General features: G+C 34.3%; 10 protein-coding genes. 1 reads left to right on the top strand and 9 read right to left on the bottom strand.

All coding sequences use genetic code 11. The features are described 5' to 3' along the window. Positions 1–4: 4 nt before the first annotated feature. The 4 genes from ilvB to ACZIX2_RS03615 form a co-directional block, all read right to left on the bottom strand. Positions 5–1,690, bottom strand: coding sequence for a biosynthetic-type acetolactate synthase large subunit (gene ilvB / locus ACZIX2_RS03630; RefSeq protein WP_463338721.1), 1,686 nt, complete (start codon positions 1,688–1,690; stop codon positions 5–7). A 118-nt stretch (positions 1,691–1,808) separates the two neighbouring features. Then, complete coding sequence (gene ilvD / locus ACZIX2_RS03625; RefSeq protein WP_463338720.1) at positions 1,809–3,482, bottom strand: dihydroxy-acid dehydratase; 1,674 nt, start codon at positions 3,480–3,482, stop codon at positions 1,809–1,811. A 105-nt stretch (positions 3,483–3,587) separates the two neighbouring features. Beyond that, on the bottom strand, positions 3,588–4,703 hold the full coding sequence (gene leuB, locus ACZIX2_RS03620) for a 3-isopropylmalate dehydrogenase (RefSeq protein ID WP_463338719.1): 1,116 nt from the start codon (positions 4,701–4,703) through the stop codon (positions 3,588–3,590). A gap of 32 nt (positions 4,704–4,735) precedes the next feature. Beyond that, complete coding sequence (locus ACZIX2_RS03615) at positions 4,736–5,896, bottom strand: 2-isopropylmalate synthase (protein WP_463338718.1); 1,161 nt, start codon at positions 5,894–5,896, stop codon at positions 4,736–4,738. Positions 5,897–6,049: 153 nt separating this feature from the next. Between ACZIX2_RS03615 and ACZIX2_RS03610 the strand changes: the two genes are divergently transcribed. Further along, positions 6,050–7,594, top strand: coding sequence for a hypothetical protein (locus ACZIX2_RS03610; protein ID WP_463338717.1), 1,545 nt, complete (start codon positions 6,050–6,052; stop codon positions 7,592–7,594). A gap of 83 nt (positions 7,595–7,677) precedes the next feature. Here the strand turns inward: ACZIX2_RS03610 and ACZIX2_RS03605 are convergent, their stop codons facing one another. From ACZIX2_RS03605 to ACZIX2_RS03585, 5 genes are all read right to left on the bottom strand, one after another. Further along, on the bottom strand, positions 7,678–8,874 hold the full coding sequence (locus ACZIX2_RS03605) for an acetate/propionate family kinase (RefSeq protein WP_463338716.1): 1,197 nt from the start codon (positions 8,872–8,874) through the stop codon (positions 7,678–7,680). 65 nt (positions 8,875–8,939) lie between these two features. Then, complete coding sequence (pta, locus tag ACZIX2_RS03600) at positions 8,940–11,033, bottom strand: phosphate acetyltransferase (protein ID WP_463338715.1); 2,094 nt, start codon at positions 11,031–11,033, stop codon at positions 8,940–8,942. Between the two features lie 45 nt (positions 11,034–11,078). Further along, a complete protein-coding gene (gene corA / locus ACZIX2_RS03595) occupies positions 11,079–12,146 on the bottom strand; it encodes a magnesium/cobalt transporter CorA (RefSeq protein ID WP_463338714.1) in 1,068 nt (355 codons plus the stop codon). Between the two features lie 380 nt (positions 12,147–12,526). Further along, positions 12,527–14,410, bottom strand: coding sequence for a molecular chaperone DnaK (dnaK, locus tag ACZIX2_RS03590; RefSeq protein ID WP_463338713.1), 1,884 nt, complete (start codon positions 14,408–14,410; stop codon positions 12,527–12,529). 160 nt (positions 14,411–14,570) lie between these two features. Further along, complete coding sequence (locus tag ACZIX2_RS03585) at positions 14,571–16,421, bottom strand: adenylate/guanylate cyclase domain-containing protein (protein WP_463338712.1); 1,851 nt, start codon at positions 16,419–16,421, stop codon at positions 14,571–14,573. Positions 16,422–16,424 lie beyond the last annotated feature (3 nt).

Genomic DNA, 16,424 nt, shown 5'->3' with positions numbered 1-16,424 from the left:
ATTTTTAGCTTAATCTTACATCAGAAACCGAAGCTCCTGTAGGAATCATTGGGAATACATTATTTTCTTTTTCAACCAAAACTTCTAAGAAGTAAGCCTCATCCGAAGCAAGCATTTCAGCAACTGCTTCATCGAGCTCTTCCCTTTGCGTAACCTTTCTAGCTTTGATATAGTACCCCTCGGCTATAGCAATAAAATTGGGGTTAATCATTTCGGTTGAAGCGTATCTTTTATCAAAAAACAATTGTTGCCACTGTCTTACCATGCCCAAAAACTCATTATTTAAGACTACAATTTTAACAGGGACTCTGGTTTGAAATATGGTTCCTAACTCTTGAATATTCATTTGAAAACCACCATCACCTATTACGGCAACTACTTGTCTATCTGGCCTTCCCATCTTGGCTCCAATGGCAGCTGGCAAACCAAATCCCATAGTTCCTAAACCACCAGAAGTGATATTGCTTTTGGTTTGATTAAATTTTGAATAGCGACAAGTAATCATTTGATGTTGACCAACATCGGTTACCATAATAGCATCACCTTTTGAATGTTTGTTAATCATTGCTATAGTTTCGCCCATGGTGATCCCTTTCTCAGAAGGACATATCTCGTTGTTTATAACACTTTCTAATTCGATTTTATATTTCTCTTTGAATTCGTTGTGCCAGGCTTCATGAGAATTAGGGTTTACTAAAGGCAATAATGCGGCCAAAGTTTCTTTTACATCTCCTAAAACAGCAATATCCGTTTTTACGTTTTTATCAACTTCAGCTGGGTCAATTTCAAAATGGATGATTTTGGCTTGTTTAGCATAAGTGGCTAGATTTCCTGTCACACGATCATCAAAACGCATTCCGATTGCAATCAATACATCACACTCATTAGTTAAAACATTTGGGCCATAATTACCGTGCATACCTAACATCCCAACATTTAGAGGATGATCTGTTGGCAAAGCTGAAAGTCCTAAAATTGTCCAAGCAGCTGGTATTCCTGTTTTTTCGATTAATGCTTTCAAAAGCTCCTCAGCTTCACCAAGAATAACGCCTTGACCAAATACTATATAGGGTTTTTTAGCTGCATTAATAACGCTAGCTGCTTCTGCAATTTTTTGATGGTTAATAGCAGGTTTCGGCACATAGCTCCTAACCCCTTTACATTTGGTATAACTATATTCTAACTCATCAAACTGAGCATTTTTAGTTATATCAATCAAAACGGGGCCAGGACGACCTGAACGAGCAATATAAAATGCTTTGGCTATAACTTCTGGTATTTCATGAGCTTCGGTAACTTGATAATTCCATTTAGTTACAGGGGTAGATATACCAATAATATCGGTTTCTTGAAAAGCATCAGATCCCAATAAATGTTTACCTACTTGTCCTGTTATACATACAATTGGAGTTGAATCAATTTGAGCATCAGCAATTCCTGTAACTAAATTGGTAGCACCCGGTCCAGACGTTGCAATAGCCACACCAACCTTTCCAGTGGCTCTAGCAAATCCTTGGGCAGCATGGGTTGCACCTTGTTCATGACGCACCAACACATGATGCAATTGATCTCTAAATTTATACAATTCATCGTAAACAGGCATTATGGCTCCCCCAGGATATCCATATACAATGTTTACACCTTCTTCTAACAGGCATCTGATAACGGCTTCTGCCCCTGATATTTTCATAGTATTTTGGTTTTCAAAAATCTATTGCATTGTGATGTGAAAAAATCTTCCTGTGTAATTCTTCTACTAACCCCTACTCACACTACAAAATCAAAGTATTTTTGATATTATTAAATTTTTATTTATCGGTCACACATCCTGTAGAAGCACTTGAAACCGATCTAGCATATTTAAGTAAAACTCCTTTTGTTACTTTTAATGGCGGTTGTACCCAATTGGCTTTTCGTTTCGCGAATTCTTCATCAGAAATTTTAAGGTTAATGGTATTGTTGACAGCATCAATACAAATGACATCGCCTTCTTCAATTAGAGCAATTCCTCCTCCATCATATGCTTCTGGGGTAATATGCCCTACCACAAAACCATGCGAACCTCCTGAGAATCGACCATCGGTAATTAAAGCTACTGAATTTCCTAGGCCTGCCCCCATAATAGCCGATGTTGGTTTCAACATTTCTGGCATACCAGGACCTCCTTTTGGACCACAATATCTAATGACGACTACATTTCCTGGTTTAACTCTTCCAGCTTCAATTCCTGGAATAACTTCAAATTCACTTTCAAAAATTACTGCTGTCCCCTCAAAATATTCTCCTTCTTTTCCGCTAATTTTTGCCACACATCCTTCTTCAGCCAGATTACCATATAGAATTTGAATGTTTCCAGTTGGTTTTAAGGCTCTTTGGATTTCATGAATTACATCTTGACCATCGCTTAAATCTGGAATATTGGCCAAATTTTCAGCTACTGTTTTTCCGGTTACTGTCATACAATCACCGTGAATCAATCCATTTTTCAATAAATACTTTAACACTGCCGGAACCCCACCTGCATAATGAAGATTCTCCATCATGTATTTTCCACTAGGTTTCATATCACCTAACATTGGAGTTCTATCACTAATTCGTTGAAAATCGTCTAGTGTAATCTCGATGTCCACCGCATGGGCCATCGCAATTAAATGCATAACCGCATTGGTTGACCCTCCTAATACCGCAACAATTGTAATAGCGTTTTCAAACGCTTTTTTCGTCATGATATCTCTTGGTTTGATATCTTTTTCTAACAATACTCGCATGTATTTTCCAACTTCAAGACATTCGTTTTTCTTTTGTTCACTCAAAGCCGGATTTGAAGAACTGTAGGGTAAGCTCATCCCTAATGCCTCTATCGCAGAAGCCATAGTATTTGCTGTATACATTCCTCCACAAGCACCTGGACCTGGGCATGAATTCTGGATTACTCCTTTAAAATCTTCTTCGGAGATTGTGTTTTTTAACTTTTTCCCCAAGGCTTCAAAAGCGGAAACGATGTTAAGTTTCTCACCTTTCCACTCTCCTGAATGAATTGATCCTCCATAAACCATAATTGAGGGTCTATTTACTCTTCCCATAGCAATTAAAGCACCAGGCATATTTTTATCACAACCCGGTATGGCAATCATCGAATCATACCATTGTGCACCCATTACGGTTTCGATAGAATCAGCAATCACATCTCTAGAAACCAATGAATAGCGCATACCTTCGGTCCCATTAGAAATACCATCACTAACCCCAATTGTATTAAAAATAAGCCCTACAAGATCAGCATCCCAAACACCTTGCTTTACCTGTTTTGCTAAATCATTTAAATGCATGTTACAGGTATTCCCCTCATAACCCATACTTACAATTCCTACTTGTGCCTTTTTTAAATCTTCTTCAGTTAAACCAATTCCATATAACATGGCTTGAGCCGCTGGTTGTGTTTCGTCTTGAGTAATTGTTTTACTGTATTTATTTAATTCCATTTTTATCTTACTATTTGAAAATTGCCACACAATTTTTGGGTATCAAAGCTTGTGTGAACTATTCTGATTATTTATTTTGAGTTTTGATGTTTTAGTTATAAAATGTTATACGATGGTTGACCTTCCCAATTGAATAAAATCATGTTTGAAGTACAGATCATCCGAATCCATAATGCAATTGGCTATAAAATCTCCAACCTCATTGGTTCCAAATCTTGAGTCTACTTTCAAATCCACGGTTACAACTTGATTTTTAATAGCTGTTTCAACAGCATCAGTAACTTTTTGTGCTTCTTGAGTTAATCCAAAATGTTGCAGTAAAAGTGCAGCCGATAAAATAGAAGCGATTGGGTTGGCAATATTTTTATCTTTGGCCTCGGTATAACAACCGTGTATGGGTTCAAAAAGTGAATAATAATCACCGATAGAAGCCGATGCCATTAAACCAATTGAACCAGAGATAACACTAGCCTCATCGGAAAGAATATCACCAAATAAATTATCTGTAAGCAAAACATCAAACTGTCTTGGGTTTAGAATAATTTGCATGGCAGCATTATCAACGTATAAGAAATTTAATTCTACCTCTGCGTATTCTTTGGCAATTTCAGTAACTACTTTTCTCCACAAACGAGAAGTTTCTAACACATTAGCTTTGTCAACTAACGTAACTTTTTTGCGTCTTTCAAGTGCTTTTTTAAAAGCCAAATGCGCTATTTTGGCAATTTCTTCCTCATGATACTCACATAAATCTGTTGCATAGGTGTAGTTTTCATTGGTAGATTTTTGACCAAAGTACAATCCTCCATTAAGTTCTCTATACACCACAAAATCGGTCCCTTCTAAAACTTCCTTTTTTAAAGGAGAAGCATCAATTAAATGGGGATAGGCTTTAATGGGGCGAATATTTGCAAAAAGTCCCAATTCTTTTCTTAATTTCAATAACCCTTGTTCTGGACGAATTTTCGCAGATGGATTATTATCATACATGGGATCACCTATAGCTCCAAACAAAATACAATCTGTGTTTTTACACAAATTAAGCGTTTGCTCAGGAAGGGGTTTGCCTGTCTTTTCTATAGCGATCGCACCAATGTAAGCGTCTTCAAAAACAAATTCGTGATTAAATACCACGCCAATAGCACTCAAAGCTTTTTTGGCTTGTAAGGTCACTTCGGGTCCGATTCCGTCTCCAGAAAGTACTGCTATTTTTAAATTCATAATTTTAGTCTTAAGGTTAGGTTGAAAAACTGCTAGATTGCTATTCTACATGCTTCAATAATTTGATGAATATCCGTATCTACTACTTCTTTTTTAATATCAGCAAATTTTAAAAACTCTTGATATACAATATCCAATTGAACTTTTGTCAATTCATATCCTACTTTTTTAGCACGATATGCTAAAGCTGCACGACCACTACGAGCCGTTAAAATAATAGAGGATTCGTTTACACCTACATCCAAAGGATCCATTATTTCGTATGTTGCGCGGTTTTTGATAACCCCGTCTTGATGAATTCCAGAACTGTGTGCAAAAGCATTTGAACCTACAACCGCTTTATTGGGTTGAACAATCATCCCCATACTTTCAGAAACCAATCGACTCATTTCATTAAGCTGACGCGTATCAATGCTTGTATCTAAGTTCAGGTAAGGATGTTGTTTGAAAACCATTACCACTTCTTCAAGTGCTGTGTTACCAGCTCGTTCTCCAATTCCGTTAATCGTACATTCTATCTGACGTGCCCCGTTTATTGCTCCGGCTATTGAGTTTGCAGTAGCCATCCCTAGGTCATTATGACAGTGACAGGAAATAGTTACGTTTTCTATGCCTTTTACGTTTTCTTTTAAATATTTAATCTTGGCTCCATATTCTTCAGGTAAACAATATCCTGTAGTGTCTGGAATATTTAAAACAGTAGCCCCTGATTTAATAACTTCTTCGCAGACTCGTGCTAAAAACTCGTTATCAGTACGTCCAGCATCTTCTGCATAAAATTCAACATCTTCCACATAGGTTTTAGCATGAGCTACTGCAGCTTTTGCTCTTGCAATTACATCTTCTCGAGTAGTATTTAACTTATAAATCACATGAGAATCTGATGTTCCAATACCCGTATGAATTCTAGGTTTTTTTGCATACTGCAAAGCTTGAGCAGCAACATCTATATCATTTTTAACCGCTCTAGTCAAACCACATACAGAAGCGTTTTTTACTATTTTACTTATTTCAGAAACAGACAAAAAATCACCTGGACTTGACACAGGAAAACCTGCTTCAATTATATCTACTCCCATTTCATCTAAACGACTAGCAATTATCAACTTTTGCTGTGTATCTAACTTACAACCAGGAACTTGCTCTCCGTCTCTTAATGTGGTGTCAAAAATTTGAACTTTCTCTCTATTCATTTTAATATATTTAATGTAATTTCACATCGCTAAACAAAAATAGTTTTAGAATAGAAAGAGTAAAAACCAATAAATGCAAATATACTCTTTATAAAATCATTTATACTTATTTAAGTTATTGATTTTCAATTATTTACAATACATTTTTTTACAATGGCTAACCATCAAAAAGATTTTTTATTTGTATTAATCAAGTCACTCTCAAAGTCAGAAAAACGGCAATTTAAAATATTTGCTAGCCGTTTGGAAACGAGTTCAAACACTAAATTTATTGAGCTTTTCAACATTTTGGATAAATCTGATGTCTATGATGAAAAAGCAATTTTGAAGAATGGTGTCATTCAAAAAGTACAATTATCCAATTTAAAATCGTATTTGTACAAACAAATTTTGGTTAGCATTCGTTTGAATATACCTAGCCAAAACATCCGTTATCAATTAAGAGAACAAATCGATTTTGCTACCATCCTATACAACAAGGGATTATACAAACAAAGCCTTAAAATTTTAGACAAAACCAAATCGATTGCGCTTGAAAATGACGAAAAATACATGGCATTCGAAATAGTTGAATTTGAAAAATTAATAGAATCACAGTACATTACTAGGAGTATCCAAGGACGTGCTGATGAATTGGTAATACAAGCCAAGGAATTAAATTATCGCAACACCATTTCAAGCAAATTATCCAACCTTTCGTTGCAATTGTATGGCATTATGCTAAAGTCTGGCTATGTGAAAAACGATGAAGAATACCAATATATTAACGACTATTTCATCAAACACATTTCAAAACTAGACGAATCGAAATTTGGATTTAGAGAAAAATATTGGTTTTACAATGCCAATTTATGGCACAGCTTTTTAGTTCAAGATTTTTTGGCCAGTTACAAATATGCAGCTAAATGGGTGACATTGTTTTATGACAATTCAAATATGATTTATTTGAACCCCGTTTTTTTCTTAAAAGGAAATAACTACCTTTTGGAATCACTATACATGTTAAAATACAAATCCAAGTTTAAAAAATATCTTGGTTTGCTCGAAGAAACAATTAAAGATCCTAAATTCCCTGTTAATGACAATCTAGCTTGTTTGTCATTTTTGTATGTATACAATAACAAACTGAATTTACATATTTTAGAAGGAACATTTATCGAAAGTGAATATCTGATTCCTGAGGTATTAAACAAACTCAAAATCCATAGCAATCATCTTGATGAGCATCACGAAATGTTGTTTTACTATAAGTTTGCCTCCATTTATTTTGGAATTGAAAAATACAACGAATGCATCTTTTATTTAGAGAAAATCATCAATAACAAAAATCTTTCCATGAGAGAGGATTTAATGTGCTTTTCAAGAATTTTATGCCTTATAGCACATTACGAACTAGGCAAAGATTTTTATATTGAAAATCAAATAAAAAACACCTATAAATTTTTGATCAAAATGAATGACATGCACGAGGTGCAAAAAGAAATCATTCGATTTATGAAAAATTTAAATTCAATTTATCCAAGTGATATCAAGAAGGAATTCATAAAAATCAAAACCCGATTTGAAGAATTGGATAAAAAGAAATACGAAAAAAGAGCCTTTTTATATCTTGATATTATCTCTTGGTTGGAAAGTAAAATTGAGAACAGAAAAATTAGTGATATCATCAAAGAAAAAGCAAAACTGAACAACCGATAGTTACTATTCAAAACAAAATGAAACAAAAAAAGAGGTTTGTTTTAAAACCTCTTTTTTTCATGTATAAAATTGAATTATTTTTCTTAATTCAATAGATCAAACACTTGATTAGCAATTTCCACTTCTTCATTAGTTGGCACTACTAAAATTTTGGTTTTTGAAGTAGGTAAATTGATTTCGCGTATTGCTTTTGAACGGATACTGTTTTTTTCTTGATCCAATTCTAAACCAAAATAGTCCATATCTTCACACACCATTCTTCTGATTACATCTGAATTTTCTCCAATTCCAGCTGTAAACACAATAGCATCAAGACCGTTCAAAACAGCTGTATAAGAACCAATAAATTTTTTAATTCTATACGTGTTCATTGCCAATGCCAACTGACATTCTTTGTTTCCTGTCGCAGCGTTACTTTCAATATCTCTTAAATCGCTATAACCAGTAAGCCCTAACATTCCACTTTGTTTTTGCAACATAGCATTCACTTCATCTGGACTGTAGCCTAAAGTTTTAATTAAATAAAAAATTACTGACTGATCCACATCACCACTACGGGTTCCCATGATTAAACCATTCATCGGACCAAATCCTAGCGTAGTATCGATACTTTTACCATCTTTTATAGCTGTCATACTACAACCATTTCCTAAATGAATCGTAATAATTTTTTCGGCTTTATGATTGGCTTTTTCTGTCAAATATGTAATAGCTTTCTCCGAAACGTATTTATGACTGGTTCCGTGAAATCCATAAGAACGTATTTTGTTTTCGGTCAATAAATAATTTGGAATGGCATATTTATAAGCTTCAATAGGCATGGTTTGATGGAATGCTGTATCAAAAACAGCCACTTGTTTGGCCGCGTCAAAGATTTGCTCGGCAACCACAATTCCTTCTAAATTAGCCGGATTATGCAATGGCGCCAATTCAAATAATTTACGGATTTGATCCTTAACATCTGTGGTAATTTCAACGGTATTGGAGAACGAGCTACCTCCGTGAACAACTCTGTGCCCAACAGCTTTAATTTCGGAAGTAGATTTGATAACCCCAACTTTTTCATCCATTAACAACTGAGCTATTTTTTGTAGCCCAACTTTGTGATTAGCAATTGGCAACGACTCTTCTATTTTATTAGAATCGGTAGTATAAGTCAAATTGGACGTATCTAAACCAATTCGATCAATCATACCATTACAAATTACTTTTTGTTCTGGCATTTCGATTAATTGATATTTAATTGAGGAACTTCCGGAGTTTATAATTACAATTTTCATTTTGTTTGTTTATTTAAATGATCCAAAACACTGCATTTTTTTGAAGTGTTTTTCTTTTAATTTGTTTACATATCTTGTGCTTGAATAGCGGTAATTACTACAGTGTTAATTATATCATCCACTGTACAACCTCTACTCAAATCGTTAACAGGTTTGTTTAACCCTTGTAACATTGGTCCAATAGCCAAAGCTCCTGTTTCTCTTTGAACAGCCTTGTATGTATTATTACCTGTATTCAAATCAGGAAAAATCAATACACTTGCTTGCCCTGCAACATCAGAGTCTGGCATTTTGCTCTTACCTACATTCATATCAACAGCAGCATCATATTGAATTGGTCCTTCAATTTTGATATCAGGGCGTTTAGATTTTACTATTTCAGTTGCCTTTCTTACTTTTTCTACCTCATCCCCTTTTCCTGATGTTCCGGAAGAATACGACAACATAGCTACTTTGGGTTCAATTCCAAAAGCTAAACTAGAATCTGCTGAAGAAATAGCGATTTCTGCCAATTGTTCCGCAGTTGGATTGGGATTAATCGCACAATCGCCAAATACCGAAACCCTATCTTCTAAACACATAAAAAATACAGAAGACACTACTGAAGAATTTGGTTTGGTTTTAATAAACTGTAAAGCTGGTAAAATGGTATGCTGGGTGGTATGTGCTGCCCCGGAAACCATTCCGTCTGCGTGTCCTTTATAAACCATCATAGTTCCAAAATAAGAAACATCTTCCATTACATCGCGAGCCATTGCGATAGTCACGTTTTTTGCCTTTCTTAATTCGTAATATGTATTCGCATAATCTTCATAATGCACTGATTCTTTTGGATTAACAACATCTACCTTATCAAAATTAAACTTCAACCCTAACTCGGCCATTTTATTTTCGATTTGCTTTTTATTTCCAATGATGGTCATATCTACAACATCCATCACTTGTAATCTGGCAGCAGCTATTAAAATTCTGTCATCATTCCCTTCAGGTAAAACAATATGTTTACGGTGCTTTTTAGCGCGTTTGACTAAATTATATTGGAACATTTTTGGAGTAATTCCCTCAGATTCGAAGGCCGTGAATTTATCAGACAAAGCATCTACATCAATATACTTATCGAAAGTAGCTATTGATGTCTGAATTTTTTGCTTGTTATTCGCATAAATTTTCGATTTGATTGCTCCAATTTGATTCGACACGTGATAAGTACCTGTTTCCACAGTAAGGATTGGCACTACAGAGGAGAGTCCTTCTATCAGTTTTAGGATACTTTCTTCTGGCAAAATATTTCCAGTCAACACAATACCTGATACCGAAGGATAATTAGCTGATTCATTGGCTTGGAGAGCTCCTAAAATTATATCTGCTCTATCACCAGGAGTAATGATTAAGCCATTTTCTCTCATGTGTTTAAGATAATTAGGCAATTGCATGGCTCCAATACTGTAACTTCCTGTTTGATTATTTAAATATTCATGACCAAACAACACTTTGGCACCAATCTCATTAACAATTTCTTGAATTGTAGGATTGTTCAAAGTTGGTATAATTGGAATCGTGTTGATAAGTACATTATCTGGAAGATTTTTTCTTAAATTTGAGGTAACCAACTCAACATTCTCTGGTTGTACTTTATTGGCTACTATGGACAAAACTTCTACATCTTTTACTTTAAAAGTATCGTATGCCAAATACAAGCTATCTACAAACTCATCCAAAGTTTTTCCTACTCCCGATCCAACAATAATGGTAGGAATACCTAAGTTTTTGGCAATCAAAACATTCAAACCTAACTCGATTGCCGTTCCTTCTCCTGTAAAACTTGTTCCTTCAACAAGAACAAAATCGTATTTTTCTTCCAGTCGTTTGAATTTCTCGATAATTACATCAAGAACTTCTCCCATTTTACCTTTATTTCTTTTCTTGATTAATTTACTTTTGGTAAAAGCATAAGCCTCACCAAATTCCATTTCTAAACCAAAATGAGAAATAACAGTTTCTATATGATTATCAAACTTACCTTCTTCAAAATCTTCAATGATAGGCCTGAAATAACCAACTTTAGCAGTTTTACCAATCAAAAGTTGCATTAATCCAAGGCTAATTAAAGATTTCCCACAGTTTTGCTCACTTGTAGCTATGTAAATTGCTTTGTTCATCTTATATATATTTAGCTATATTATTAATTTTGAAATTATCATTTTCTAAAACCATTTTCTCTTTTTAAAATAAAGCACCATTGCAATACTTATGAATAGCATCAACAACATCACTAGGTAATATCCATATGGATGTTTTAGCTCGGGCATATTCTCGAAATTCATACCATACACACCTACGATGAAGGTAAGCGGTATAAACACAGAAGAAACAATGGTCAACGTTTTCATTATTTCGTTCATTTTATGCGATTGTGTGGTATAGAAAAAATTGGTCGCACTTTCAACTATACTCATGTCTGAATCAATTTGTTCTAATAAATCCAAAGCTTTCTGATACAAGCGGTTAAAAAACACAACACTTTCATTGGACATACTATTAAAAGTAGTATCGTCTTTAATGCTTTTCAAATCAAACAATGAATCCCTTAAAGGCACAATGGAACGCTTCAAAAAATTAAAATTATCTCTATGCTTTTCAATCCGTTCCAAAATCATGAGATCGGAACTGGATTTTGACAAGGCAATAATGGCTTCTAATTTGCTTTCCTCATTTTCTATGGTGATATAAAAATTTTCCATTACAGCATCCAATAGAGAGTACAAAAGATAGTCTACGTTTTTAGACCTAATAATTCCTAAATTTTGTCGAATTCTATCTCTAATATGAGTAAAAAAATCGGACCGTTTTTCTTGAAAAGACAACAAAATTCCTTTTCTAAAAAAAAAGCTTATTTGCTCAACTGTAATACTTTCATCTTCATTAGGCAAAATCGATTTGATATTAAAAAAAAAATGATCATTGGTCTCTTCAAACTTTGTTCTTTTGTTTGTATTTAAAACATCAGAAAGAACATAATTGTCAATAGAAAAATGATTTCCAATCGATTTTAGTAGTTCCAAATCATTCAACCCATGTAGATTTAGCCAATTGACTTTTGATGGATCAATAAGTGCACTTAATTCTGACACTTTTAATTCATCATACTCAAAAAAACCACTATCATTATAAACAAAAAGTTGCATTTCTGAAGTTTTATGTGTGTGTACTCCGGTATATTCAAAACTACTTGAATGCAATTTTCGCCCTTTACGATATTTGATTTTTCTCATACATTGATTTTATATAGTAATATTACTAAAATTAATCAATATCTATTTGATTTTTAACAATTTGACAAGATTTTTTTACCTTATCAAATGCCTTAATCACAAATTTTAATGCGAAATTAATTCAAAAAAAAATGATTTTTTATGAGAAAAATCAGTTTACTACCAATAACATCTGATTTAGAGAGAAATGGCTCCATTTTGGGACTTGGCTTGTGTTATTTTAACATTAATTTATTATTTGTAATGTTTAAAAAAAGGGTTTGCTTGCAAAGAGAATTATTAGAACAAAATCAAACCTTGAGAGTGAAATAAAAAAACCGAGTCAATGAAGACTCGGTTTTCCCAATATTTTAAAATCTTAGTACCTAAGTACTTCGAAATTATTTAACTTCTTCAAATTCTACATCTTCAACATTATCTCCTTGAGATTGTGCTTGTGGCTCTGCAGCCGCTTGCCCTTGTTCTCCCTGAGCGTACATAGCTTCTGTAGCTTTTTTCCAAGCTGCATTGATGTTATCTAAAGCGGTTTGAATTGCTGGAATGTCTTGAGATTGGTGTGCCATTCTCAATTCAGTCAAAGCGTACTCAACAGCTACTTTGTTATCGTCAGATAATTTATCACCAAGCTCTTTCAATTGAGATTCTGTTTGGAAAATCATAGAGTCAGCTTCGTTCAATTTTTCTGCTTTTTCTTTAGCTAATCTGTCTGCATCAGCATTAGCTTCTGCATCTTTTTTCATTTTCTCGATTTCTTCAGCTGTCAATCCAGAAGAAGCTTCGATACGAATGTCATGAGATTTACCTGTACCTTTGTCAGTAGCCGATACTTTGATGATACCATTAGCATCAATATCAAAAGTTACTTCAATTTGAGGCACTCCTCTTGGGGCTGGTGGAATTCCGTCTAAGTGGAAACGACCAATAGTTTTGTTATCTACAGCCATGGTTCTTGCACCTTGTAAAACATGAATTTCTACAGATGGTTGAGAATCAGCAGCAGTTGAGAATACTTGAGATTTTTTAGTTGGGATAGTAGTGTTAGCTTCGATCAAAGTAGTCATTACACCACCCATAGTTTCGATACCTAAAGCCAAAGGCGTAACGTCAAGTAACAATACATCTTTTACATCTCCAGACAATACACCACCTTGGATAGCAGCACCAATAGCTACAACCTCATCAGGGTTAACACCTTTAGACGCTTTTTTACCAAAGAATTTTTCAACTTCTTCAACGATTCTTGGGATACGAGTAGAACCACCTACTAAGATTACTTCGTCAATGTCAGAAGTAGACAAACCTGCATCTTTCAAAGCTTGTGCTACTGGTGTCATAGAACGTTTTACTAAACTATCAGCTAATTGCTCAAATTTAGCACGAGTTAATTTTTTCACTAAGTGTTTTGGTCCTGAAGCTGTAGCCGTAACGTATGGCAAGTTGATTTCAGTTTCTGCAGAAGAAGACAATTCGATTTTTGCTTTCTCAGCAGCTTCTTTGATACGTTGTAATGACATTGGGTCCAAACGTAAATCAATACCTTCTTCAGCTTTGAATTCGTCTGCCAACCAGTCAATGATTACTTGGTCAAAATCATCACCACCTAAGTGAGTATCACCATTAGTAGACAACACTTCGAAAACTCCGTCTCCTAATTCCAATACAGAGATATCGAAAGTACCTCCACCTAAATCGTAAACAGCAATTTTTTGATCTGTTCCTTTTTTATCCAATCCGTAAGCCAAAGCAGCAGCAGTTGGTTCGTTGATGATACGCATAACTTTCAAACCAGCAATTTCACCAGCCTCTTTTGTAGCCTGACGTTGTGCATCGTTAAAGTATGCAGGAACAGTAATAACTGCCTCAGTTACTGTTTGACCTAAATAGTCTTCAGCAGTTTTTTTCATTTTTTGAAGTGTCATTGCAGACAATTCTTGAGCAGTATATAAACGACCGTCAATATCCACACGTGGCGTATTGTTGTCTCCTTTTACTACACTGTAAGGAACTCTTTTTGCTTCTTCAGTAATTTCAGCAAAAGTATGCCCCATGAATCTTTTAATAGAAGCAATAGTCTTAGTTGGATTAGTTACTGCTTGTCTTTTTGCAGGATCACCCACTTTAATTTCTCCACCTTCAACAAAAGCGATGATAGATGGCGTTGTTCTTTTACCTTCCGCATTTGGAATAACAACTGCTTCATTCCCTTCCATTACAGAAACACAAGAGTTGGTCGTACCTAAATCAATTCCGATTATTTTACCCATTTTTATTATATTTAATTTTTATTGTATACTCATTTTAACAACTCGAGGTCGATAAGTCAAGGACTGTGCCAAGTTTTTATTTATATAAAATAATGTCATTTTATTAATAGCTGTCAAAATAAATCTGACAAGATGACATTTTAGAGACTCTATTTTCTTTTTAGGCCTTGCCAATAATGACATCAGGGAGATAAAAATACATTTGCATTTTCCCTTTGTTTTTCACCTCAATCTCTCCACGATATTCAAATTCGAAGGTGTCTTTGACCAATTCATAAGTATCTTTTGATACATTTATTCTGCCAGAAATGGAATTGGATTCCATACGTGAAGCAATGTTTACAGTATCTCCCCAAATATCATAGGCAAACTTTCGGGTTCCCACTACCCCAGCGACAACAGGTCCTGTATGTATCCCAACTCGTATTTCAAACCAATATTGATGTGGCCATGAATCAACAGAACACTGCTCCACAAATTGGACAATCTCTACAGCAGCAGCCATCATTCTATGAGCATGATTTTGTGTGTCATTGGTTAACCCGGCCGCACACATGTAGGCATCTCCAATGGTTTTAATTTTTTCTAAATTGTACTTTTCAATTATCTCATCAAATTTTGAAAAATAAAAATCTATTTGCTGAACCAATTGTTCGGGTTCTAATGTTTTGGAGTAATTGGTAAATCCCACAAAATCAGTAAACAAAACAGTTACCGAATCAAATTTTCTGGAAGTTACCCTTCCATTTTCTTTTAATTCAGCTGCAGTCGACTCGGGTAAAATATTCAACAACAAAGCATTTGAACGATTCTTTTCATTTTCAATAATCTGATTGGTTTTGGAAACGTACTTATACCTACGATATAGCCCAAATGCCAATAGAAACAACAAGAATACTCCAATCAAAAAAATAATAGTGATTATTCGCTGAGATTTTTTCTCTTGGTTGAGTTTATCTACTATCAATTGTTTTTTGTCAATTTCAAACTTGGCTTGTATTTCAGATATTTTTTTTACCGATTCTATATTCTTTATACTGTCATTAAATAAAGTGTAATTTTTGAAATGAAAAAGTGATTGTTGGTACTGCTGAGACTTTTCAAAAATTTTTGACAACTTAAAATTAGCATCTGCTATTTCCCTTTTTAAATTGTATTTCAACGCTAGAGACAAACTTTTGTTGGTATATTGTGTGGCTTTTTTGACATCTTGCTTTTCCAAATAAATGTCAGCCATCGTCATGAGATATACACAAATGGGATAAAAATCTTTTTCAACTTCCAATATCGCAATGGCTTTATTGATATTATTCGTGGCTAAATCATCTTGCTTTAATTTGGCATAAATCATTCCCAAATTTCCTAAACTATAAGCAATACCAGTTTTATAATTGAGTTTTTCAAAAATCTGATTAGCTTCTTGAGTCAACAGCATAGCTTTGTTCAAATCGTTAGTCGAAATGTATAAATCGCCAGCATTTAATAATGCAGATGCTAAAACGGTAGAATCTTTTTCCTCTCGAAGTAATTCAATCGATTTTAGGTAATACTTTACAGCCAAATCCTTTTTATCTAGCAAAGAATAAACATCCGCAATTGAAATATTAGTTGCCGAAATTCTCTTAGATATTTTAAGAGAAGTGGCCAATTTGGATGCTTTTAGAAAGAAATTCAAGGCGTCTCCATAGTCACCTTTTAACATATAAGCATATCCTTTGCCCGTAAACCCTCTATACACGTAAAAAGGCGATTTAAAAGTCGTAGCTTTTTGAATTAACAAATTACTATACTTTAACTTCTTTTCCGTATCATGTTCATTAAAGGCAAGCTCATCAAGAACTTCTAATTCTTGCTTTGGATTCAATTCCTGATGTTTGTACAAAAGCTCCAAACTGTCAACTTTACTTTGAATCTGCCCCAAAGCAGTAGAACAAAGCAATAACCAGAATAAAGTCAAAGCAAAATGTACAACTTTAGAATATGGAATAAAGTTCTTTACAAAATATAACATTCA

Source organism: Flavobacterium riviphilum (assembly GCF_055231795.1).
The sequence above is the reverse complement of the archived record's forward strand: the minus strand, read 5'-3'. Positions and strand labels throughout refer to the sequence as shown.